We start from the raw sequence: 22,861 nt of genomic DNA on the forward strand, positions 1-22,861 counted from the left end.
GATTGTTTCAATTTGATTTTTTATTTCTTTAAGTTACTGTCTTTTTTCGGTAATTATATTTTTCTGTGAATCTAATTGTTCCTGAGTTTCTTGGTGCGCTTTTTCTTCTTGTTCGAGGAGATTTTCGTAAATCAATATTGCCTGCTCAATCACTTTACTTGCTGATTTAAACTGACAAGAGAAAACCTCAGCAATATTTTCACAAATCGGTAAGCATTCAACCATCAGCTATTAATTTTGGGGAAGGTAAAAGCCACCTTTGAAATTGAGACATCATCAAAAGTTACTGGCAAAGTCTCCTTCCCCAACCTGAGAAGTAATTATTCATTACTAATTGCTGAAGTCCTGAATGCTAAGAGCTGAATGTTTACATTTATCGACGACTATTAATTTCAGCTAGGATTGTTTCAATTTGATTTTTTATTTCTTTAAGTTGCTGTTTTTTTTCGGCAATTATATTTTTCTGTGACTCTAATTGTTCCTGAGTTTCTTGGTGAGCTTTTTCTTCTTGTTCAAGGAGATTTTCGTAAATCAATATTGCCTGCTCAATCACTTTACTTGCTGATTTAAACTGACAATAGAAAACCTCAGCAATATTTTCACAAATCCGATTAAATATTTCCAAAGTAGATTTATCAAACTTCTGAAAACAGACATCATAAACTTGCTGTTTAATTTTTAGTTCGGGATTCTCATCATCCGCACCCATACCCAAAAATGAGCTAATCAAAGCTACAGCACTTCCAGCTAAAAATATGGGTAAAAATCCTACTCCTGTAAACATAAATAAAGCACCTGCCGTTAAACCACCTAAGGTTAAATTTTCCCATAAACCACTTTTTTTACTATCATAATTTTCTTCTAACTTAATCACTGAAGAGATATCCAATCCATCTCCTTTAATATTTTCAATTGCAAAATTAAATTGCTCATTCAAGTTAGAATTTATTTGACAATCTACTGCCTGTAAATCCATTCTAATAAATTCTAGATTTTGGTATATTTCCTTGCTTAAAACTTCTAAATTATTCACCAAAATTTCTTTGACTTCCCGATTACTCCAGTTTTCTAATTCAGTTTCCAGAGAACTTGCAAATCCTTCTGCATAATCTTTGATAACTTTTTCCTTATCCCAAAGAAGCGAATGTTCTGAACACCATTCGGAACTTTTTTCCTCTAGGCGATCGCCCAATCCTTCTACCCATTTATCCCAAGACTTTGCAGCTTGTTTAATACTCTGGTTTTTCAATTTTTCAGTAGTTGATAAAATTTTGACATCTCGTCCACTAGCATCCTCTATTTTTTTCAAAATTTCTAATTTTGTCTCTACAGACAAATACACCTTACCATCTAAAACTTTTTCGGCTCTATCTAATGCTTTGATTCCCTCAGTAATCAAAGCATTAATCTTAGTAAAAATTTGCTGAATTTCTACAGCACCCCGCTCAACAGTCAGAAACTTTTCTATCGAGTGCGTGAAATTTTTAAAGTAGGTCAAATATTCATTTTCTTCACATTCTTCACATTCTAAAATTCCATCTAAAGCAGCTTGAGCAGAAATAAAATGTAAACGACTCTCATCAGCAATAATCGGTTTTTCACCCAACAGAAAATTTTCCAATCTCTTCCTAATTTGCCGACGATTCTTTTGACTTCTGACTAGATCAATAAAATTTACCAACACAAATAAATTATCCGCAGGCAAATCAATATTATTACCATTTAACTCCAACTTCACAGTTTGAATTAACTCTCGTTCCCCTAGAGTTAGTGGGTGAGAAGCATTAGTTAAAAAAATCACCGCATCAGTATCTTCTAATAATTTTTTAGTAATAGCTGTGCGGTTTGGATGTTCATTTAAACCAGGAGAATCAATAATTTCTACCCCACTTTGACATAAGTCTAAATCTGGATGTTCAAAAAATATTTCTTCCACCTCCGATAGAGCTAATTCTTCACTCATATTTCCTAAAGCTGCTGATTCTGAAATAGTTACTTTTGACTGATATTCTCTGAAAGGAATTTCTACTTCTTTGCCATCTTTATAACGACAAATAACTCGCTTTTTTTTGCCATATTTTAAAACTGTAACTGTGCCACTACAAGGAATTTCTCTGACTGGTTGAATTTCTTCTCCAAGTAAAGCATTTAATAAAGTTGATTTACCTTGACTAAATTCTCCTATCGCTGCAATTCGGAATTTTTGAGATTGTATTTTTTCTAAGATTTTATCTACTTCATAAATTAATGTATTGGGCAGTAAATCTCGCTCACTTGATTCGGTAAATATTTTATAGGTTTGGTGACAAATATCCTCTAGTTTTTGTCTATATTGTTGAAACTCTTTTAACCCTTTATAAACAGCAGTTTGTTTGAGCGGATTTGTTTTATTTTGTTTTTGGTTATGATTCGGCAAAAGTGAATTTAGCATTTCACTAGCAGCTTTAACAAAAATACAATCTAACTGATGGAAACGCGCCGGGTTAAGTAAATATTTCACTTCATCCCTAGATTCTTGATCGAGATTGTCTTGATGAATAAATCCTGCTTCTAAAAGTTGTAAACTTTGGGGTCTAACACCTAATTTTTTCCCCACAATTTCTAGATATTTTATCTCCCGTACATCCATATCTCCATCGGCAGCAGACATTTCATAACCAAAGCTAATTAATAACAATTTTTCTGGAGTAGAAAGAGGAGGAATTAATGTCAAAATTGTCTCAATTTTTTTGTAAAGCTGTTGCTTAGATACTCCATGAATCATTAATTTAGTTAATTCCAAGACATTGCCCTTTGGAGGGATAAATTTATGGATAGTTATTTTCAGTCTAGCTTTTTCTTCTTCTAATACTTTTCCATCTGCATAGATAACACCTATCAGGATAATTACTAGATTTGCTAAAAACAATACTGGTGGCGTAATATCCTTTTTAGTCAATTTTTTTCCAGTAATAAGAGATAGTAATTCTACTGATTCGTTGCTAAGTTTGGTAATATCCATTAGTCTGTATATGTGATAGTTTAGTAGTGTTTTTCTAAGAGAATTTAGTCATCAGCTATTAGTTTTCAGCTATTAACTTATTTTTTTTGAAGGAGGAATCAGAGTTGAAAGATTGAGGGAAATTTCAAAGTTCTTCTCAAAGCATTCTTTGCTAATCTTTCTTATTAGTTACTTGGTGTAGAATAGTTACCAAGGAAAAGCTAAAGGCTAATATCTAAATGCTTACGTCTTTTTTTATTATACTAAGTATTAGTTATAGGAAAGTAAAAAAATGTACAATCAACAGCTAAGATGATAAAAATCTTAATTTATTGATAAAAAACTATACTAAATGACTTATATAGTAATCCTATTTAAGTTTTAATATTTTGCTGAAAGTTAGGAGTCAGGTAGGGGAGCATTCGGATTGGTGACTTACAGAATTTTAAAGGTTTTAAGAATAAAGATAGAGATATAGGAAATCAAATAGGAAGTCAAAAATTCTCCAATTTTATTGATCGCTAATTAAGCAGATACTATAGTTACTCAGTAAAATATATTTTGATTAATCCAACGGTTAGTTTGATTGCTAATTATGGTAATTTTGAGGTATTCGATAATTAACAATTAACAATTAATAATTACCTCTTCTCCAAGATGAAAATTAGTTAAAAGGAAAATTCTTGCTTTTTTGTCCCTGAAAGGAGAGACTTGAAACCTTAGTTGTTGGGTAAAATTCGGAGCGCTAGCTTTTCGACAATTAATAATTACCTCTTCTCTAAGTTCGGGATAAGTTAAAAGGAAAATTTTAGCTTTTTTTAGACCTGAAAGGAGAGACTTTAAACTTTAATTGTTCGGTAAAATTCGGAACACTATATTTTTGAGGTTTGAGATGAGTTAAAAGGAAAATTTTGGCTTTTTTTATCCTTTCAAGGAGAAACTTTAAACCTTAGTTGTTGGGTAAAATTTGGAGCGATCGCTCTCTTTAAAAATCTGATTTGACAAAATTTTTTGAGCCGATATATCGCTTCTCCTATGTTATACTTGGATGTTAAATAACAATACTCAAGTCTCACCAATTTTTAAACACCGCTTATGGCTACGGATATATCGTTGAAAATTCAAAGCATCATAGAAAAACGTCAACCTCTAGCTAAGAGAGTTGAAAAAGTAGAGACTCATTTGACTTCTCTACAGCAATATATTCAACGACTAATTAAAGAACGAAATAATTTTATCCCTCAGCTTAATGATTCTCAAACATCGGAAATTTTGCAAGGGATTAATTTGCCTCAAATAGAGCAAGAGATAACAACGAATTTAACGATAATTAGTAAACTAAAAGCACGGTTTTATCGCCAAACTTTAAATATTGGTGTAGTTGGTAAACCAAGACAAGGCAAAAGCAAATTTTTACAGACTTTAACAGGATTAACTCGCCATGAAATTCCTGATGGTAGCGGACAACATTGCACGGGAGTTATGAGTATTATTTATCATCAATTACAAGCACAATCCACTACAGGAAAAGTCTACTCTCATTCCCAAAAAAGTTTACTAGAAGAAGTTATTAAGCTTTACTATGAAGACTTATCATTAGGAACAACACCACAAAAATTTGACGATTTTATTAACAGAGGTTTACCTGCATTACCAAGCAATATTACTAACAAAGTAGACCAAGCAAAATATGAATATTTGAAGCGGTATAAAGAACATTATCCTCAATACAAAGATTTGTTCAATCTGAAACCAATTTTTCCTATTACCCAAGAAAAAATTAGAGAATATGTTGCCCAAGATGATGTTGATGGCAAACAAGTTTATTACAATTATTTAGCTGTCAAAAAAGTAGAAATTAAATCTCAGTTTCCCCACTCAGATATTGGTCAAATAGCAGTAGTAGATTTGCCAGGTTTAGGCGACACAGGAGTAGGTGATGTAGAGCGAATGATTAAAGTTTTGAGTCAAGATGTAGACTTTGTTTTATTTATGCGAAAACCTAATCCCGGAGGAGATTATTGGGATAAAGATTCTGATGTGGGTTTGTACGATAAAGCGCAAAAAGGAATACCTACAATTCCTTTATCAAGATGGTCATTTTTAATTCTTAATAAGACTGCTCCTGACTCGGAGCAAGGAGATAATTCCAAAAATTGTCATGGTTTTTTAGATGAACTTCCTAATACAAGGATGGAGTTTGCTGACTGCATTATTGCTGATTGTGCTAATACAAAAGAAACGGCGAATGTGTTAGAAAAAATCTTGCAGTATTTGACGGAAAATATTACTGAGTTAGACCATAAATATGCCTTAACTTTTGAAAATAAGTTGATTAAGTTAAGTAAGAATTTGCAAGCTGAGTTAGAAAAAGCTAGTTCTGCTCTACAACAATATGCTGGAGATAAAAGACTTTTTCAGAAGTCGTTTAAGCAATTTTGGGATAAATTAACAAATACTTTACAGCCATATTTGGAAACTATTGAGTTGGCAAGTAACCAAACAGATGAAACTTTCCAAGAAGAAGTAAATAAAGTCATAGAAAATTGCCAAAAACTGTCATCTATTCCTAAGTCTGTAGAGCAAATCAAAAAAGATAGCAACATATCTGGTTCATATACGGAAGCTTACAGTCGTTATCTACATATTATCAGAACCGATTTATCCAAACAATTCTTATTTCTAGATGGAAAAATTCAAGATTCTTTGGATGCGGTTAAATCAGAAATAGGTCGGTTATTAACTGATAAAGTGCAACTAGGAGGATTAACTGATCTGCGAGAAATTGAGTTCCTAAAATGGATGGCAGAGCATATTCCAGGGGATTTAATTAATCTGAAGCTAGGGTTTGACACTATTTCTGATTTTAACGTATCTTATGCAGGTATTATTCAGCGTCAAGTCAGACAGCATATTAATCAACTTAACCCCGATAAAAAAACTCTAAGTTTAACTCCAGATTTAGAAAAGTTGCGTTCGGAAATAGAAGAAATTTTAGATCCTGAGAAATATAATATTAATAAAATTATGGCTCAGTTTCAGACTATAGAGCAAATAAAAGATTGGTGGGAAACAAGGCTATCCAACCTATTAAAATCAGGTAATATATCTGACGATGAAAAAATTAAGTCAGAACTTTTACTGGAGAAAATGGAGAAGGAAATTTCTACTAAAAATGCTGAATCTTCGGAAAAAGTGTTGATAGAAATTCAGAAAATTCATCAACGGGTAATTGATTTATGCAAGTCAGATTTAGACAAGTTATTATCTGAACCTAAACAGTTAGCTTATGCGATGGTAGCTGAGTTTGTAGATCGGATATTGCGTGCTGAAGATATTAAAGATGATTGGGAGATTTTTTTAGATGATGAACAAGTACGACAGAAGGTTTGGCCGGAGTTTAAGACTATGGCAAATCGGATTAAGATTCAAAGAAATTGGCAAAGTTTAGTCGAGCAAATTATGGATATTAATCGGTTAGAAAATATGAGTTTTTTATAGGGAAGTTTGTATCTTTTTTGAGGAGCGATCGTTCGTGCTTGTTAATAAGGAATTAAAATACTGTAGGTTGGGTTAAGCGCCAGCGCAACCCAACAAAAATTTCCCTAGCAGTACATTTTTTAGGTTGGGCAATATAATTTTATTTCAAAGGTAATACAGAGATTTTATAATCTTAATCGGTAGCTATGTATTTTGAGTTTCTTACCTAAACTGATTAGTAGTTGTAGGTTAGATTAAGCCTTAGAGTAACCCAACAAAAACTTCTCTAACAGTACATTTTTTAGCGAGGGCAATATAATTTGATTGAAAAAGTAATAGATATTTTTCCTAATCTTAATGTAGAGCTACATATATCTTTTTGCATAACAATTAGGTACGGCAATCAAAGAAACGAACTTTTGAACAAATCATAAATTATTTGACTCACTGTTGTTAATTTATTGATTAGTTGTGCAAATATATTTCTGTTGGGTTTATCCTGCGGATAAGCTTCGCTTTTCATGTCGCGCAGCGAAACGTTCCTCAACCCAACCTACAAAGTGTTATATAAAATTCTGACTATGGCAAATCGGATTAATATTCAAAGAAATTGGCAAAGTTTAGTCGAGCGAATTATGGATATTAATCGGTTAGAAAATATGAGATTTTTGTAGGGAAGTTGGTATTTTTTTTCAGGAGCAGCACTTGTTATTAGTAAACAATTATAGTAATCCTAAATAGGTTGTAAAACTTTATCGTAGGGGTTGGATTTCCAAACTCAAGCGACAATGGAATTTCCAGACCAAAACCCTACAGTTTTTTTCACAAATCATTTAGGATTATTACATAGCATTTTTATTTGATAGTAAGTCTTTCAGCACTCTAGATATTTACTAATTATTTACAAAACTTTTAAGAACACTAAATATAATGGCTAGGGACGTTCCTATTAAAAGCAAAAATATAGATATTAAAAATATACATCCCTGCAATTGTTCAATCTTTACGGAAGACTTCTTGATACTTTCATTCAGTTTACGTTGTGAATCAAGAATATTTTTAATCTTTCCTTTTAGTTGATCTGCCGAATTTTCTAATGACTTAACTCGACGAAACAATGTATCTAAATCACCATCTCCATTAAACTTTTCCTCCTGTAACTCCTCCAACAAACTAGACATTCGATAAACTTTTTCCTGAAGTTGAGAGTAATTACTTTCCACATCTTGAGAAAACATCTCAAACTTTTCTCTGAGCAAACTAATATCTTGAGATAATTCCTTACTTTCTGCAAATTGGGAAATTTCTTCATCAATTTCCTGTTGTGAATCAAGGGTACTATTAATCCTTTCCTCTATTTTCCTAGGTAAACTTTCTAATGAATTTTCTAATGACTTAACTCGACTAAACAACGACTCTAAATCAACATCTACACTCGACTTTTCCCCCTGCAACTCCAACATAAAATAAGACAACCGAGAAACTTCTCCCTGAAGGTGAGAGTAATTATTTTCCACATCTTGGGAAAACTGCTCTAACTTTTCTCTAAGCAAACTAATATCTTGAGATAATTCCTGATAATTTATTGTTTCAGTTTCAACCGGCAAAACTTCATTAACTTTCTCAAATTCCTCCTCAGTTTCTACCTGCTCAGAATTACCAGGATAATTATCAGATTCCGAACTATCCTTTTTTACACCCCTGATTAGATCCGGAGTAAATGGTATATCATCTAATGGGTTACCCTCATTATTTTCCGACATAACACACCGCGTAAAAATTTGATATTTGGTTATATATTAATATTCTACTTCAGTTCTTTATTATTATTTTAAAATTCGAGACGAATCTGCCATAGAAAGAAATATTAGAAAACACAGTAACAGCATAGACATATTTCTAGAAATTCTTAGCTAAAATAAAAAGCATAATTTAGGAGAAAAATACCATGTCAGACCTTAACCGTGGCATAATGAAATTCAAGGGAGCAGATACTCCTAGCGCGATCGCTATTTCTGCGATTATTATCTTAGGTGGTATAGTCTTTCTCCTTTTGTGGGGACTTAGTACCGCTTATACAGTGGGTTAATTAATACTAATCAAAACTTTCTAGAGGCGTTCCTGTGGAACGTCTCTAACTATTCTCGCCATATAATAGTTGTCCGTTTATTAGAAAATTTAAAATTAAAATCTAATTATTAAACAAAATTATTAATCTTTCACTTCCTCAGCTAGAAAACTAAATTTTCATACCAATTTATTCTAAAAATTTCACAAATATTTTCAAACTTTAGATGTGAAATAATTCTCGGAAATTACTATAGCATCAAAGTTTTTAGTCTATTGACTATTTCAGCAGAGCAAAATTCAATGGAATATAAAGAACTTCAGAAAAATACATTACAGTTTATACCCTTTATCATAAAATCCTGATATAAATAAGGGCAAGAATCTCAATATCGTGACCAATTACTAAAATTTGGTTTGATTTGCAGATTCTATAAACCTCGATCGTTAGATCGTCAGATTAGTTCAATAAAAGTAATAATACCAATCTAGTTTGGAGTTATATTTTAGATATGAGTGCAGAAAAAAAAATAGATAACCAACAAGTTGTAGGTCCTACAATTTTAGCAGGATGTATGGGTTTTATGATTATTTGTGCTTGGGCATTTGCTAGTCCTAATGCTTTTAAACGCCCTACTATTGATGTTCAATTAACTGAAAATGTAGATTCGGAAAATGTAGATTCTCAAACAGAAGAAATTCAAGTAACAGAAACCCCAGAAACTGAGACAAATACAACTTCTACTGAACCAGAGTCTTCAACTACAACCATAGAAACAGAAGACACCGAGACAATCACAACTGCTACAACAACAGATCGAGAGTCAGAGGTAAACACAGAAACAACAACCTCTAGCGAACAACCTACTACTGAGACGACAGAAACTCCTACTAACACTGAAGCTATACAAGTAACTGCTACATCACAACCCGAACCTGAGACTCCGACTTCTACAACAGACATAGCGACAACATCTCAGTCACAAGGAAAATCTTTGACTCAAGCAAAAACTCTAGGTCAAGTCAAATTTGGTTTCAATGCAGTGGAATTATCTTTCCCAGCAGAACAAACTATAAATGGTTTCATCTCAGAAATTAAAGAATACGATCCTAATAAAGTTGCCATTAAAGTTGAAGGTCATACATCTAGAGTTGGTGATGCTCAATTAAATCAACTAATTTCCCAAGATCGAGCAGATGCTGTGGTCAAATATTTAAAAGGGCAAAATTTACTGCATCAGGTTGTTGGTGAAGGAGTGGGTTATGAGCAACCACTCCCTGGTACTGATCCTGCTGCTGATATAAACCAGCGTACAGTAATTATTTTGACACCTGCTAATTAACTGTTAATTTAGCGATCAAATTTAGGGGTTTGGTAAACAAACTCCTAGCAGAAATTATAAATTGTTTTTATTTATTCTTGTTTGTCGCTAAACCTCTGACACTGCTTTATAAAACCGATATAAAACGTCACATAGCGTGATATTTTAAAGTTTACTTCCTGCTGTACGGACGTTGCATAACAAAAATGCGTTACATGTCGCGCAGCGATACGTCCCTACGGCCGTCGGCGGTTACTCATCCACAGGCATTTTCATGTCGGCGACAGCCGAAACGGTTAAGCCAACCCCATCTTAACAGTCTATACTTAGATTTAAGTCTTTGTCAATAGATATTACTATTCATTTGCTTCTCAAATCCTGATTGCGCCGTCCCCAGTAGCGAGGGGGATGTTTGGAGATGTCTAATAGATAGACTGCCAGAAATGTTTAAGCAGCGAGCCGGTGCAGAAGATGTAAATTTCACCCTCGTTACTTTCTGTGTGAAGAGAACTACCGTATTATATCGCTTACACACGTAAATTGTTAACAAGCGTCGAAACTCTTACCCATAATTTAGAAATCAAATTAATATTAATTCTTGAAAACTACTGTGGGGGTTTCGCTACCAAATGTGGGGGTTTGGTCACCAAACCCCTACTATAAATCATAAATTGTTCCTATTTATTCTTGTCTGTCGCCAAACCTCTGACACTTTTAGCTACTAAAAAATTTGATATAGGAATATTTTTTTAAATTGCTAAAATAACCAAAAATAGTTTTAGAGAAACTCAATTAAATGACTCGCAAAAAACCTTTTTCTCCAGAAGAATTCCAATTTTTATATTCTCAAGTTCCCAGACTTGTTGTAGAAGTAGTCGTGAAAACTCAAACAGGTGTGGTATTAACTCTTAGAAAAGATGCTGCTTGGAATAATCTTTGGCATATTCCAGGAGGTACAGTTTTTTATCAAGAATATATTGAGGATGCTATTCAGAGAATTGCTCAAGAAGAGTTGAGTATTACAGTTACAAAACAAAAGTTATTAGGATATTTAGAATATCCTAGTGAAGTCAAACAACGAGGTTTTGGTTGGTCGGTGGGATTAGTATTTTTATGTACTGCAAATTCTCCTCTTCCTTCAGAAAATCAAGAAGGAGAAAAGATTCAAATTTTTGATTATATTCCAGATAATATTGTTGAAGAACACAAAAAAATATTGAATCAGGTTTTATAATTGAGTTTTGCCAGTCTTGCTGTTAATACCAAATCTCAAAAATCTTGCTATATTTTATTAGGGGGGAGTGTGCGAGGTAGGGGGAAAGATTAAAAGTAGGAATGATAATTACTGACTGACTAATAATTGTTAACAACAGACTTTGAATCTTGGTAATTCTTGAGGTATTGAAGTATAGCTCAAATATAGCATTAATGTATAGTTATCTCTATCGTTAGAGACTGAATGTATCAGGAAATATAAAAAGGAAATAGGGAACACTTAACACTTAACACTTAACACTTAACAGGGAATAGGGAATAGAGAATAGGGAATAGGGAATAGGGAATAGGTATGGGGGGCCGAAGAAATCAAGACAAGTATTGAAGAGTTAAAATCAAGGGAATATATATACCTTTCCACCTAATCAATCTACCAAATTTCAATCTTTTGAAGTACCTTTTACTTTGAGATTTTAGTCACTCAACAACTCTCTTAAGACTTATTTTACAAACAGTTTCTTACCCATTCTTACTTCTACCATTTGTAAAAAACATTTATAAAATTGGTATTATAGGGTATCGATAGATAATAATTTGTACAGAGGAAGATTGTTCTAATTAATGGTACACAATTATTTTTATGAATAATATAAATGCCGAAGAATTAAAGCTAATTATTTCGCAGATTGAACGATTATATTCTTTCAAATAGTCGCAGATTTCCCGTCAGCAATTAACGTAAATTATCACATAATTAAACTTGTCTATTGAATTATTATATGAAGCTATCCTAGCAGTAGAAAGGCAGAAAAATTTAGCTCAAAAAAGAAAGAAGTCACCATTAACTTCTACTGTTATTAGTGTCTTGGTAGTCCTTGGTATTTCCTTTAGCAATTAAATTAACAAAACAATATGGATTAAAATTAACAGGTTTACATTTTTATCGAGGAACCGGAACGAATGCGACTCAAGCTTTTACCAAAGTTATTAATGAATTATTGGAGATTGGTCAACAATTACCAGACTGGGAATATTTAGATTTTGGTGGAGGTTTTGGTTATCCCTATCAACACAAAAAAGTCGCTTTTGATTGGCAAAAATTGGGATAAAAATTAACCGCAGTTTTAGATAAGTTAGAGCCAAAAATTAAACTTATTATTGAACCAGGTAGAGCAGCGATCGCTCAATGTGGCACTCTTTTAACTAAAGTAGTTTCTGTGAAATGGCAAGGAAATAAACAAATTGTTGGTGTGGATACAACTATTTCTAATTTATCAGTTTTATCTGTTCATCGAGGTTATCGAGAAATTGTTTCTTGGCAAAAAAATTCAGAACAATTGTATGTAACTGATGTCTGTGGGAATACCACCTATTCACGGGATTATTTGGGTAAAAATTGTCAATTACCTGCTTTGAAAAACGACTATATTTTAGCTATTTTAGATGTGGGAGCTTATGGTTTTGCCATGTCTTCCCATTTTTTACATCGTCCTTTACCTGCTGAAGTTTTATTAGAAGATAATCGTCATTTTCTAATTCGTCACAGGGAAAATTACGATACTTTATTAACCAATCAAATTTTTAGCAACTTCCAAAAAGCGTAAGGAAAAAAATTAGTTTGTTTTAGGGAGAAGGAATTACTCAAACAAGTCAAGCTGAATTAAATCAAGGAGAATCATCAGAAACTTGGCAAGAATCTGGAGTAGATTATAGTGCCGAAACTGCAATTATTTTCAGTGCTGATAGTTTTGGTTGAAATTTATTTTTGATTAACTTCTAACCAGATTTATAAACTAATCAATAACTCTAATTTCAACCCATAACGTCCCCACACATCCCCACGATAATTCAGCCATTCTTTAATCAAATCTTGGTTAAGATAATCAGCAATTTTAGCTTTTCTAGAAAGTAATAATCTTTTAGCTTTATTGCGCCAATAACGATAGAAAAAATACTGTACAGGAACCCTCATTCCACTTTTAGGACGATCAACAATAGCTTCCGGTAATAAATCTGCAACCGCTTGCTTCAAAACAGCTTTTTCCTCTGAACCTTTTAACTTATACTGTGGAGGAATTTCCATTGATAATTGCACAATTCTTTTATCAAATAAAGGGGAAAGTCCGATTAAATTTGCCGAGCAAGTTAGATTATTAACCTTAGTTAAAATGTGGTCTGCACCTTTAAACTTGATATTAATCCACATCAAACGGTTCACAAATTCATTAGACGAAATTAAATCATCAATAAATACTGATTGTTCCGTTTCAACTTGCTGATAAATATCAGGTTTTAATAGGTTAGGTAAATCAACAAAACACTTTTTAAAAGACGTCAAATAATTATTCAGTAAATTAGAATCCAAACTTGAATTACCATATAACTGACTTAAAATCATCGGTTGATTTTTCAGACCACCAAAACAAGGATCTCCTCCCTCTCCATTCAGAATAACTTGACTATTTTCTTGAGCAACTTGAGCTAATAAATAATTAGGAAAAGTCAAAGGATCGCCAATAGGATCGTCTAAATTAGCCAAAGTAATCGGTAAATTATCCCACATTTTTTGAGGAGTAATTTCCAAAATATGATGTTCAGTTTGACAATGTTTAGCGACTAAGCGAGAAAACTCTAATTCATTAGGACATTCTGCACCAAAATGAATCGAATAAGTATGAATTTTTTCTTGATGAAATTTAGCACATAAAGCAGTAATACAACTAGAATCTAATCCCCCTGATAAATAAATCCCAATAGATTGTTTTTTGGGTAAATATTCTCTCACAACCTCTTCTAACTTTTTTTTTAATCTATCACCATGAAACTCTAAGGTTTCCTGAGAATATTTAATATTTTGTTCTGGTTGCCAATAATAATCAATTTTTCCCGTAGGTAAAGTTAAAACTGAACCAGGACGTAATTCTTTTACTCCGTTCCACAATGTATTTTCTCCAGGAACAAAAGAACAAGTTAAATAATCTCTAAGTGCAACTAAATTTAATTCTTGTGAGTGAAAAGGCAGTAAAGTTTTTAATCGAGGTGCAATATAATAATTACCACTTTGTTGACAATAATATAGGGTACGACTTCCTACTCCATCCCTGACTAAAAATAATTTTTGTTCTTGATTATCCCAAATAGAAAAAGCAAACATTCCTTCGAGTAAATTCAGACAATCTCTTCCTAATTTTGACCACAATTTAAGAATTAGCTCATAGTCATTTTTAAATTCATATTGGTAGTTTAAATTCAGTTCAGAATATAATTGAGTTTGATTAGTTAACCAAATATCGCCGATGATCAGTAAATGCTCTTCTTCATAGCAAAAATATCTAGTATTATTTTTCTTCAATTCATATTTGATTAAAAAGTTATCGGGAATTATTGCACCACTATAGCTATTGAAAACGATATGCCAATTAGGAATTAAATTAATATTTAATTGATTATTATTGTTATAAATAAATTGATTTAATTGGGAAAATAACATTGATTTTTAACCTGATTGATCAGAGACTGTTTGTAAAATAAGTATTAAGAGAGCATCACTTGTGATGTGAATCTAAAAGCGGTAATAATTCAAGAGATTGAAAGAAGGTAGATAAAGAAGTATTCAGTACTTATGTTCCGAGACTTTTTAAGCGACAAATATTTATGTTTATTTCTTCCTCCTTATTCCCTATTCCCTATTCCCTATTCCCTGTTCCCTGTTCCCTGTTCCCTGTTCCCTGTTCCCTATCTCCTTTTTATATTTTCTGATACATTCAATCTCTCAAATTATGATTTGATTTTCAGCAAAAAAATTTTAGTAGCTTGTATTTTATGTTAGGTTAGCAAAACATTAGCACAAATTTTTCCTATTTGTGGTTGCTAAAATTATTTATAAACTGTTTGTAAAATAAGTCTTAAGAGAGTTGTTGAGTGACTAAAATCTAAAAGTAAAAGGTACTTCAAGAGATTGAAATTTGGTAGATTGATTAGGTGAAAAGGTATATATGTTCCCTTTATTTTAACTCTTCAATACTTGTCTTGATTTCTTCCTCCCTCCATGCCTATTCCCTCCATACCTATTCCCTCCATACCTATTCCCTCCATACCTATCTCCTTTTTATATTTCCTGATACATTCAGTCTCTTATTCGAAAAGATAGGGAATATTCCAAGTATATAAGTACAAATATAGCAATTCCCAAGAAGCGTGAGGTACAAAATTCCTTGGTTTTAGGGAACAGGGAACAGGGAACAGGGAACAGGGAATAGGGAATAGGGAATAGGAAACAGGGAATAGGAAATAGGAACAAATAAAGATAGGTGTACCTCACGATTGCTGAGAAACGCTATATTAATAATAAAACTATTTATAAAATCTGCTTTAATTTAAACTGCAACTATTACCTATTAATCGAAATATCTCTATTGCTATTATTCAACGGAACATGAGATTAATTAATTAATTGTAGAATGGGATTTATTAGATTTTAAATTGAATAGTAAACTACTTGTAACGAAGTAAAGCATAAATCCATTAAATATATGCCACAAGAAATGAGCCCCGATGGGAAATATCGGACAAATATATTGGTCTATTGTTCGGAAAAATAGAGCTATTAAAAATATACCTGCTCCTGCTAAAACTAAAAACTTACTTTGCTTTTTTGCTTGAAAATGATAAATTCCTAATCCTAATAAATAAATTAAAGCTGGTGCATAACTAATAGAACCATTCAGTACCTTGAGTGGCAGAGTTGCTAAACTAGCAATTACCAAAATTACGATTAAAATCATAGATATTATAGATTTTAATTTCATCACTCTACGGGTATAAACCCACAAATAACATATTTGAAACATAGTTATAGGTACGACATCCATTAACAATGCCCAACTTGTAGCATAAGTGTGAAATAAACTACTACCAATACCAATAGCTATCATTAAATACATTAACAGTTTCACACTTAAAAATTGCACATTTAAACTACGTGCTAAACGCCAACTTGACCATGCTACAATAAAAAAAGCTAAGTTGCTAATAGCATTTATTAGTTCATCCCATAAACCACCTTTGAAAAACCTAGCCAATCCTAGACATTTTTAGGAATTGTCTCTCAAAGGTTGCAGATTAAGTCTTAACTGACTACGTTGGCTTAGTCATGACCACGATAAGTGAACTCCAGCTTATGTGCGGGTCGCTCTAAATTAAGGACGGCGTTTAATAGCGCCAATCGGAAGTAGGTTTTGTACCGATAGTGTTTAGGGCATGAACAAGCTGGGCCAACATAATCGAGGAACACTTTACTGAAAAGGACTAGACACCACAATGTCTAACACTAATTACGTTTTTGTCATAGATACAAACAAAAAACCATTACAACCTTGCAAGCTTGCCTGTTGCTCGTAGATTGTTAAATTCGGGGCGAGCTGCTGTCTGGCGACGCTTTCCTTTTACTTTGATTCTTAAAAAAGCCGTGGAAAAAGTTGTAAAAACAACTTTAACCCTCAAGATTGACCCAGGCTCAAAATTTACAGGCATGGCTCTTTTAGAAGGAAACAAGGTGATCTGGATGCTAGAAATTGAACACCGAGGTTCGTTAATTTCTGAAAAACTGCAAAAGCGTTCTCAAAGAAGGAGAGCTAGGAGGACAAAAAATCTCAGATACCGTAAACCAGGTAACCCGAACAAAAAGAAGCCTAAAGATTGGTTAGCCCCCTCTCTAATGCACAGAGTCGAAACTACTATGACTTGGGTAAAACGATTAATTAGGTTTTGTCCTGTTCAATCAATCTCAATGGAACTGGTTCGCTTTGATACTCAATTGATACAAAATCCAGAAATTTCTGGTACTGAGTATCAACAGGGTGAATTGGCAGGATATGAATTGAAAGAATATTTGTTAGAAAAATGGGGTCGAACTTGTGCTTATTGTGGTAAAAAAAATACACCGCTAGAGGTAGAACATATCTACCCCAAGTCAAAAGGAGGTTCAGACCGAGTATCTAACTTAACTGTTGCCTGTACTAAATGTAACCAACTTAAGAGTAACCAAGATGTCAAAGAATTCTTCAATACGAAAACCAGAATTATTAAAGCGAATAGAAACCCAAGCCAAATTATCTTTAAAAGATGCACTACTCGGTTAATTCTACGCGGTGGAAATTGTTCAATACTTTAAAGACTACTCGGTTGAGGGTAATCACATCTACCGGGGGACAAACAAAATTTAACCGCAGAAAACAGAAGTTACCTTCATCGCACTGCATAGATGCTGCTTGTGTAGGTGAAGTGAATAAGTTAGAATTTAAGACCACCCAAGCTTTAGTTGCTATATGCAAAGGACAAGGAGGTAGACAAAAAGCAGCGGTAAATAAATATGGATATCCCATCAGGTACAACCCACTAAAACCAATCAAAGGTTGGAATAGTGGAGACTTAGGGTTGAATATGGAAACAGGGGAAGTAGGTAGAGTTAATCCTCGCTCTTTCATCAAATAGTTTTAATTTCACAGTGCCAGGACAAAAAGCAAAAAGTGTTCATGTAAGTAAATTAAAAGTTGTACATCAAAAAGACGGTTATACCTATACATTTGGTCCACATTTGTCCATAAATGTCGAGGAAAATGCCGTCTAAAACTTAGCAGAACAAAGTCAAAGATTACTTCTGACACCAATTCACTTTAAAGATGTCACAAATAGTTTTAAACCCCATAAGTAAAATAACTCTCTGAAATTACTGCTGTAACCTCAAAGTTTTGATCCGACAAAATATTTCTTTTAAATTTTGAATTTTGAATTTCGTGAAACAGTAGCGATCGCCACTCAAGAACTGCAACGATCTAGTTTGATGCTCCAAAATCTTGATGCCTGAATTTTAAATTTTGAATTTTGAATTTCGTGAAACGGTAGCGATCGCCACTCAAGAACTGCAACGATCTAGTTTGATGCTCCAAAATCTTGATGCCTGAATTTTAAATTTTAAATTTTGATTTTCGTGAAACGGTGGCGATCGCCACTCAAGAACTGCAACGATCTAGTTTGATGCTCCAAAATCTTGATGCCTGAATTTTAAATTTTAAATTTTGATTTTCGTGAAACGGTGGCGATCGCCACTCAAGAACTGCAACGATCTAGTTTGATGCTCCAAAATCTTGATGCCTGAATTTTAAATTTTAAATTTTGATTTTCGTGAAACGGTAGCGATCACCACTCCTTAACTGCAACGATCTAGTTTGATTACCCAAAATCTAAATCGACAAATTTATATATTAGTATTACAATAGTAATCTTTTTGTATTAACATGAAGAACTGTGCTTCTAAAATAAAAAAAAATAATGGCCACCTTTAGGGACATAATTAAATACTACCAGGCATACCTGCCACTTTCAATCTTCAGTATGGCAGTATCAAGCGCCATAGAACTAACAGACCTCATAGTTCCTTATGGCATCGGTCAGATTTTGAACTTACTCTCAGGACGTTCCACAGACTGGCCAATGGAACCATTAATTGGGGCGATCGCCAACTTAACCGGATTACCCACTAATCAACTATTATCCCTATCTGTACCATTAGGACTAATATTTTTAGTCAGCATTGCCAAAGGTCCAAGTACCGCTTGGCTCGGCCACTGGTATCATTGGGTAGTTCCTCTCAAAGCACGTCGAGACCATTTGCAAAAAGGCATCCAAAAAATTCTTACCCTACCCCTAGAATTCTACGACGAAAATAACCCAGGACGTATCGCCAACCGTATTTCTAAAGGAGTGATGAACCACACCTGGACTTACCCAGAAATTGCAGGTATTTTAATCCCAAAATTAGTGCGGGTATTCGGAATTTTTATAATCATCTTTTTGATAGAACCACCAATTGCTCTTTTATTCCTTGGTTCATTTATTTTTATCCTGACTTTTACCCTCAAAAGCCTTCAAAAAATAGCAAAAATAGAAATCACTTGTGAGAAGTATGAAGAAAACACAGAAAGTCACAACTCAGAAATTATTACCAATATAAAAACAGTCAAAGCATTTGCTACAGAAACTCAAGAACTGCAAAGACAAACTACTCGAACTAACCGCGGTCTCAAAGTTATTATAGGTAGAATTCATAAAAGCTATGTTTGGCTATCCATGTATCAGACAAGTATTGTTCAATTTTGCCTATTCTTCATTCTAGGTTTGACATTATCTGCAACATTATCTGGTAAAATTTCTCTAGGATATTTTGTGACTATATACACTTTAGCCAGCATGGCTTATGCAGAGATAATTCCCATCAGTAAATTAACTGAAGAATTTGTCCGTCGCTATGCTTCGATGATTCGTTTCCATGAATTTATGCAGTTACCCATAGGTTATGATGCTGCTAATTTAACAGAAGTAACTGCCAAATCTCCAGATATTAATCCCTATAAATTCACAGGTAAAGTTGAGTTGGAAAAATTGAGCTTTGGTTACAATCCCAATAAGCCAGTTTTAAAAGATATAAACCTCTTAATTAAACCTTGTCAAACTATTGCTTTAGTCGGAAAATCTGGCTCAGGAAAATCTACTTTAGTCAAATTACTATTCAGATATTTTTCACCAGATCAAGGCAAAATTTTAATCGATGGAGAAGATATTAATAGTCTTGATATTACAGGTTATCGACGTCGATTAGCGATCGTTCATCAAGAGGTAGATATATTCAACGGCACTTTATTAACCAACTTAACTTACGGTAATCCTCAAGCAACTTTTGATCAAGTAAAAGAAGCTTGTAAAATTGCTAAAGCTGATGAATTTATTCAACAAATGCCTCAAGGTTACTATACAGTTGTGGGAGAAAGAGGAGTGCGATTATCAGGCGGTCAACGACAACGTATAGGAATAGCTAGAGCTTTATTAGTAGACCCAGATGTACTAATTTTTGATGAGGCCACTTCTAGTTTAGACTATGAAAGTGAGCGGGCTATTCAGTTAGCAATGCACGATATTTTTGGGACTCGCACCACCATTATTATTGCTCATAGACTCAGTACAGTACGAGAGGCCGATAAAATTGTCGTACTTGACCAAGGTAGAATTGTTGAAGTTGGCAGCCATGAAGAGTTATTGTGCCAAGAGGGTATTTATCACCGGCTACATTCATTGCAAGAAACTGCTAGTAGGATAGTGGGTTGAACTTGAGAATTAGTAAATAGGGCTTGCTGATTCAATTTAAAAGCTTTAGCCTTTGCGTATGCAAAAAAAGTACAAGCTTTGTTCTCCCTTAAGGTCACACAGCTTAGGATTTTGAGTAGGCAAGGGCAGAAAAATTGAGGGACAATTCTGCAAACTACATCCTCTGTCATTCCCATTAGTCCTGACTCCTAACTTCTGACTCCTGATTTCTGACTCCTGACTCCTTCCCACCCATAAGACTTTTTCAGCAAACCCTAAATAATTTTTTTTCACAAAACTCTTGCAATAAATATTTTTTGTGTTAATATATATAGATGTGAGTAACAAGGGTCGATGCCCGAGTGGTTAATGGGGGCGGACTGTAAATCCGCTGGCTACGCCTACGCTGGTTCAAATCCAGCTCGGCCCACTCACAAAAAGGATTGAAATAAGAACGCCCGTGTGGCTCAGTGGTAGAGCACACCCTTGGTAAGGGTGAGGTCACGAGTTCAATCCTCGTCACGGGCTTTGATCTATACATGAAATTATTTTTAATTATATAGTCCTCTCCAGAAAAGAGGGAATAGGGAATAAGGGGAAATAATAATTATTTCTGTAGGATAATTAATTTTATTTCTGATTTTGGGAGATTTCTAATAATCTTTAAGTATCCACTACCATAAAAATAAATAAGTAGTTTCTAATATCTAGTTAAGCTGTTAAAAGGTTAAGTTCTTATAGTAAATCTAGGTGAATAATATATTACTAAAGCAGCAAAAGACTGTCTTTCCTATGACTGCTACATGAAAGCTTTATTATTAGAATACTTTTGAAACATCAAAACTCTATTAACTAAAATTAGGAAACCATTCTAATAGAACTAAGCATTTAGGACGCCGACATTGGTAATCTCCTTGCAGTTTGTATGTGCATCCCATAAAAAAGGATTTGGACGCCGAAAACTTACTTAGAGATTACTTTTAACTTTTGACCAAAAAATCAGGTCTCAAGCTTGCCCTTGCCTGGACTGCGAGCTGTCGCTCTACAAGGGGATGAAAAAACAGGTTCAATATTTAATATTTCAAGCCTCTGACTTTCCTGGGTCATGCGGAGCAAACAGGCAGAGGTACTGATAACTGATAACTGATAACTGATAACTTAAATGACTTGCCCATAACACTATAGAATTATTTAAGATGAAAATTGTTGAAGACTATAGCACAATAAATAAATAAACTATTTGTTGGGGAAACTGGTATGACACCTACAAAGCTGTCAGATTCAGAAAAATTAGAAATTATAGAACTCTATAAAACTACAGAAGAGAATACTATTACTCTAGCAGATCGCTATGGAGTGAGTAGTTCCACAATTAGACGGATATTACAAAGCAGCATACCAGAAGATGAATATAAAGAGCTAGTTCAACAGAAGCAAAAGCGTCCATCTCGTTCCCCAAAACATATCGATCAAGATACTGATGACTTGGATGAATCATTAGGTGGGGAAAATTTAGAGACAGAAGAATCAGACGATAGGGAAGATGAAGCAGATGGAATGGTGAAAAGACGCCGCCGACGTTCTTCTTCATCTAGTGATGCTGAAACTGAACAACTGACAGAATTGCCCAAATTATCTTTAACTTCTCAATACACTCAGAAATCAAATGATACATTTGAAGGTAATTACCCACCTACCGAAGAAATAGAAGAGATTTTAGCAGCAGATTTACGAGAGCAACCCCAAAATTTAGAAGATTTTGAGAATAATGATTTAGAAGATTTTGATGAAGAGTTTGATGATGAAGATAAATTTGAAGAAGAAGAAGAAGGAATAGACACTTCTTATAATATATCTATTCATAGTTCTAGTTACTCTGAAGTTAAGGTATACGATCTGACTGAGGCAGTGCTGCCAAAAACTTGCTACATAGTAGTAGATAAATTTACAGAGTTAGTGACTAAACCTTTGATAACTTTTGGGGAATTAGGACAAATACCTGTAGAAGAGTCTCAGGAGAAAACTTTACCAGTTTTTGACAATCACCGAGTAGCTCATAGATTTTCTGCCCGTAACCAAAGGGTACTGAAGGTTCCTGATGGTAGAATGTTACAAAAAACTACTGTCTATTTGCAAGCAAAAGGAATTACTCGACTACTAATTGATGGTCAAGTATACAAGTTATAATGATAACTTAAATCAAATGTTGACAAAATCCTGCTTTATTCCTTAAGCGTAATGTCGGCAGGATGTCATTTCAGTTATCAGCATCTCCAACTAAAATCTTATGCTTGAAATACTGAATATACTTTTTATTCCTTGAAAATGGGAAGCTTAAGACCTTGTTTTTTAGTCAAGGGTAATAACTAGGGACACCCATAAATTGTCCCTAAAATTAAAAATATTCTTGACTATCTTTCATCTGTCCAAGATTCAAAAGAGGTGGCAGGAGAATCGAACTAATGATAAGTCCCACACTCACACTAAGGGACAATATTACTCCAATAGGAATCTGGATAGACTGGAAACCAAGAAACTTTAAAGATATTGGAGTGGCATTCTGAACTGAGAGTATTGCCATCCCACTTATCCACAATGCCAGCATTATACTGCTAATAATTGGTGAGATAAATTTTTGCATAGAATATTTCATCATATA

18 protein-coding genes and 2 tRNA genes are annotated in these 22,861 nt (G+C 33.6%); 14 read left to right on the forward strand and 6 right to left on the reverse strand.

Annotation, left to right across the window (positions count from 1 at the left end; all coding sequences use genetic code 11):
* Window positions 1-33: 33 nt before the first annotated feature.
* Together F6K40_RS06885 and F6K40_RS06890 are read right to left on the reverse strand one after the other, a co-directional pair.
* Window positions 34-225, reverse strand: coding sequence for a hypothetical protein (locus F6K40_RS06885; RefSeq protein WP_293133260.1), 192 nt, complete (start codon window positions 223-225; stop codon window positions 34-36).
* Between the two features lie 148 nt (window positions 226-373).
* Window positions 374-3,001, reverse strand: coding sequence for a dynamin family protein (locus F6K40_RS06890; protein WP_293133263.1), 2,628 nt, complete (start codon window positions 2,999-3,001; stop codon window positions 374-376).
* A 1,074-nt stretch (window positions 3,002-4,075) separates the two neighbouring features.
* On the opposite strand from F6K40_RS06890, the gene F6K40_RS06895 reads away from it, so the two are divergent.
* The gene (locus tag F6K40_RS06895; protein WP_293133266.1) at window positions 4,076-6,481 is read left to right on the forward strand and encodes a hypothetical protein; all 2,406 of its coding nucleotides are present in this window, start codon (window positions 4,076-4,078) and stop codon (window positions 6,479-6,481) included.
* An 872-nt stretch (window positions 6,482-7,353) separates the two neighbouring features.
* On the opposite strand, the gene F6K40_RS06900 is transcribed toward F6K40_RS06895, so the two are convergent.
* On the reverse strand, window positions 7,354-8,223 hold the full coding sequence (locus F6K40_RS06900; protein WP_293133269.1) for a DUF47 family protein: 870 nt from the start codon (window positions 8,221-8,223) through the stop codon (window positions 7,354-7,356).
* A 185-nt stretch (window positions 8,224-8,408) separates the two neighbouring features.
* Here F6K40_RS06900 and F6K40_RS06905 point away from each other — a divergent pair, with 185 nt between their 5' ends.
* The 7 genes from F6K40_RS06905 (at window position 8,409) to F6K40_RS40675 (ending at window position 12,668) form a co-directional block, all read left to right on the forward strand.
* Window positions 8,409-8,549 carry a hypothetical protein gene (locus F6K40_RS06905; protein WP_293133272.1) on the forward strand — a complete coding sequence of 47 codons (141 nt, stop codon included), beginning with the start codon at window positions 8,409-8,411 and terminating at the stop codon, window positions 8,547-8,549.
* 490 nt (window positions 8,550-9,039) lie between these two features.
* Window positions 9,040-9,870, forward strand: a complete 831-nt coding sequence (locus F6K40_RS06910) for an OmpA family protein (protein WP_293133275.1) — start codon at window positions 9,040-9,042, stop codon at window positions 9,868-9,870.
* Window positions 9,871-10,055: 185 nt separating this feature from the next.
* Window positions 10,056-10,199 carry a hypothetical protein gene (locus F6K40_RS06915; protein ID WP_293133278.1) on the forward strand — a complete coding sequence of 48 codons (144 nt, stop codon included), beginning with the start codon at window positions 10,056-10,058 and terminating at the stop codon, window positions 10,197-10,199.
* 446 nt (window positions 10,200-10,645) lie between these two features.
* The gene (locus F6K40_RS06920) at window positions 10,646-11,083 is read left to right on the forward strand and encodes an NUDIX hydrolase (protein WP_293133281.1); all 438 of its coding nucleotides are present in this window, start codon (window positions 10,646-10,648) and stop codon (window positions 11,081-11,083) included.
* Window positions 11,084-11,824: 741 nt separating this feature from the next.
* Complete coding sequence (locus F6K40_RS06925; RefSeq protein WP_293133284.1) at window positions 11,825-11,962, forward strand: hypothetical protein; 138 nt, start codon at window positions 11,825-11,827, stop codon at window positions 11,960-11,962.
* Window positions 11,940-12,173 (forward strand): hypothetical protein, encoded by a 234-nt coding sequence (locus tag F6K40_RS40670; RefSeq protein WP_365670474.1) that lies wholly within the window; start codon window positions 11,940-11,942, stop codon window positions 12,171-12,173. The genes F6K40_RS06925 and F6K40_RS40670 overlap by 23 nt, the downstream gene beginning before the upstream one ends.
* 69 nt (window positions 12,174-12,242) lie before the next feature.
* Complete coding sequence (locus F6K40_RS40675) at window positions 12,243-12,668, forward strand: hypothetical protein (RefSeq protein ID WP_365670517.1); 426 nt, start codon at window positions 12,243-12,245, stop codon at window positions 12,666-12,668.
* A gap of 182 nt (window positions 12,669-12,850) precedes the next feature.
* Here the strand turns inward: F6K40_RS40675 and F6K40_RS06935 are convergent, their stop codons facing one another.
* Window positions 12,851-14,554 carry an asparagine synthetase B family protein gene (locus tag F6K40_RS06935; protein WP_293133287.1) on the reverse strand — a complete coding sequence of 568 codons (1,704 nt, stop codon included), beginning with the start codon at window positions 14,552-14,554 and terminating at the stop codon, window positions 12,851-12,853.
* A gap of 955 nt (window positions 14,555-15,509) precedes the next feature.
* Complete coding sequence (locus F6K40_RS06940; RefSeq protein WP_293133290.1) at window positions 15,510-16,145, reverse strand: ceramidase domain-containing protein; 636 nt, start codon at window positions 16,143-16,145, stop codon at window positions 15,510-15,512.
* Window positions 16,146-16,447: 302 nt separating this feature from the next.
* Between F6K40_RS06940 and iscB the strand changes: the two genes are divergently transcribed.
* The 6 genes from iscB to F6K40_RS06970 all read left to right on the forward strand — a co-directional run bounded on the left by iscB (window position 16,448) and on the right by F6K40_RS06970 (window position 22,389).
* Entirely contained in the window at window positions 16,448-17,236 is a 789-nt protein-coding gene (gene iscB / locus F6K40_RS06945; RefSeq protein ID WP_293133293.1) for an RNA-guided endonuclease IscB, read from the forward strand.
* On the forward strand, window positions 17,221-17,556 hold the full coding sequence (locus F6K40_RS06950) for a hypothetical protein (protein WP_293133296.1): 336 nt from the start codon (window positions 17,221-17,223) through the stop codon (window positions 17,554-17,556). Before iscB ends, F6K40_RS06950 begins: the two co-directional genes overlap by 16 nt.
* A gap of 837 nt (window positions 17,557-18,393) precedes the next feature.
* On the forward strand, window positions 18,394-20,223 hold the full coding sequence (locus F6K40_RS06955; protein ID WP_293133299.1) for an ABC transporter ATP-binding protein: 1,830 nt from the start codon (window positions 18,394-18,396) through the stop codon (window positions 20,221-20,223).
* A 327-nt stretch (window positions 20,224-20,550) separates the two neighbouring features.
* Window positions 20,551-20,632: transfer RNA gene (locus tag F6K40_RS06960), tRNA-Tyr, on the forward strand.
* 26 nt (window positions 20,633-20,658) lie between these two features.
* A tRNA-Thr gene (locus tag F6K40_RS06965) sits at window positions 20,659-20,730 on the forward strand.
* Between the two features lie 729 nt (window positions 20,731-21,459).
* A complete protein-coding gene (locus F6K40_RS06970; protein ID WP_293133302.1) occupies window positions 21,460-22,389 on the forward strand; it encodes a transcriptional regulator in 930 nt (309 codons plus the stop codon).
* Between the two features lie 208 nt (window positions 22,390-22,597).
* Here F6K40_RS06970 and F6K40_RS06975 read toward each other — a convergent pair whose 3' ends face one another.
* The gene (locus F6K40_RS06975) at window positions 22,598-22,858 is read right to left on the reverse strand and encodes a DUF1049 domain-containing protein (protein WP_293133305.1); all 261 of its coding nucleotides are present in this window, start codon (window positions 22,856-22,858) and stop codon (window positions 22,598-22,600) included.
* Window positions 22,859-22,861: the final 3 nt, after the last annotated feature.

This window comes from Okeania sp. SIO3I5 (assembly GCF_010672085.1).
GTDB lineage: Bacteria > Cyanobacteriota > Cyanobacteriia > Cyanobacteriales > Microcoleaceae > Trichodesmium.

What these genes read in the sequence shown, in the direction of transcription:
- F6K40_RS06885 (WP_293133260.1), bottom strand. Translation starts at nt 225, where the DNA reads ATGGTTGAATGCTTACCGATTTGTGAAAATATTGCTGAGGTTTTCTCT.
- F6K40_RS06890 (WP_293133263.1), bottom strand. Translation starts at nt 3,001, where the DNA reads ATGGATATTACCAAACTTAGCAACGAATCAGTAGAATTACTATCTCTT.
- F6K40_RS06895 (WP_293133266.1), top strand. Translation starts at nt 4,076, where the DNA reads ATGGCTACGGATATATCGTTGAAAATTCAAAGCATCATAGAAAAACGT.
- F6K40_RS06900 (WP_293133269.1), bottom strand. Translation starts at nt 8,223, where the DNA reads ATGTCGGAAAATAATGAGGGTAACCCATTAGATGATATACCATTTACT.
- F6K40_RS06905 (WP_293133272.1), top strand. Translation starts at nt 8,409, where the DNA reads ATGTCAGACCTTAACCGTGGCATAATGAAATTCAAGGGAGCAGATACT.
- F6K40_RS06910 (WP_293133275.1), top strand. Translation starts at nt 9,040, where the DNA reads ATGAGTGCAGAAAAAAAAATAGATAACCAACAAGTTGTAGGTCCTACA.
- F6K40_RS06915 (WP_293133278.1), top strand. Translation starts at nt 10,056, where the DNA reads ATGCGTTACATGTCGCGCAGCGATACGTCCCTACGGCCGTCGGCGGTT.
- F6K40_RS06920 (WP_293133281.1), top strand. Translation starts at nt 10,646, where the DNA reads ATGACTCGCAAAAAACCTTTTTCTCCAGAAGAATTCCAATTTTTATAT.
- F6K40_RS06935 (WP_293133287.1), bottom strand. Translation starts at nt 14,554, where the DNA reads ATGTTATTTTCCCAATTAAATCAATTTATTTATAACAATAATAATCAA.
- F6K40_RS06955 (WP_293133299.1), top strand. Translation starts at nt 18,394, where the DNA reads ATGGCCACCTTTAGGGACATAATTAAATACTACCAGGCATACCTGCCA.
- F6K40_RS06970 (WP_293133302.1), top strand. Translation starts at nt 21,460, where the DNA reads ATGACACCTACAAAGCTGTCAGATTCAGAAAAATTAGAAATTATAGAA.
- F6K40_RS06975 (WP_293133305.1), bottom strand. Translation starts at nt 22,858, where the DNA reads ATGATGAAATATTCTATGCAAAAATTTATCTCACCAATTATTAGCAGT.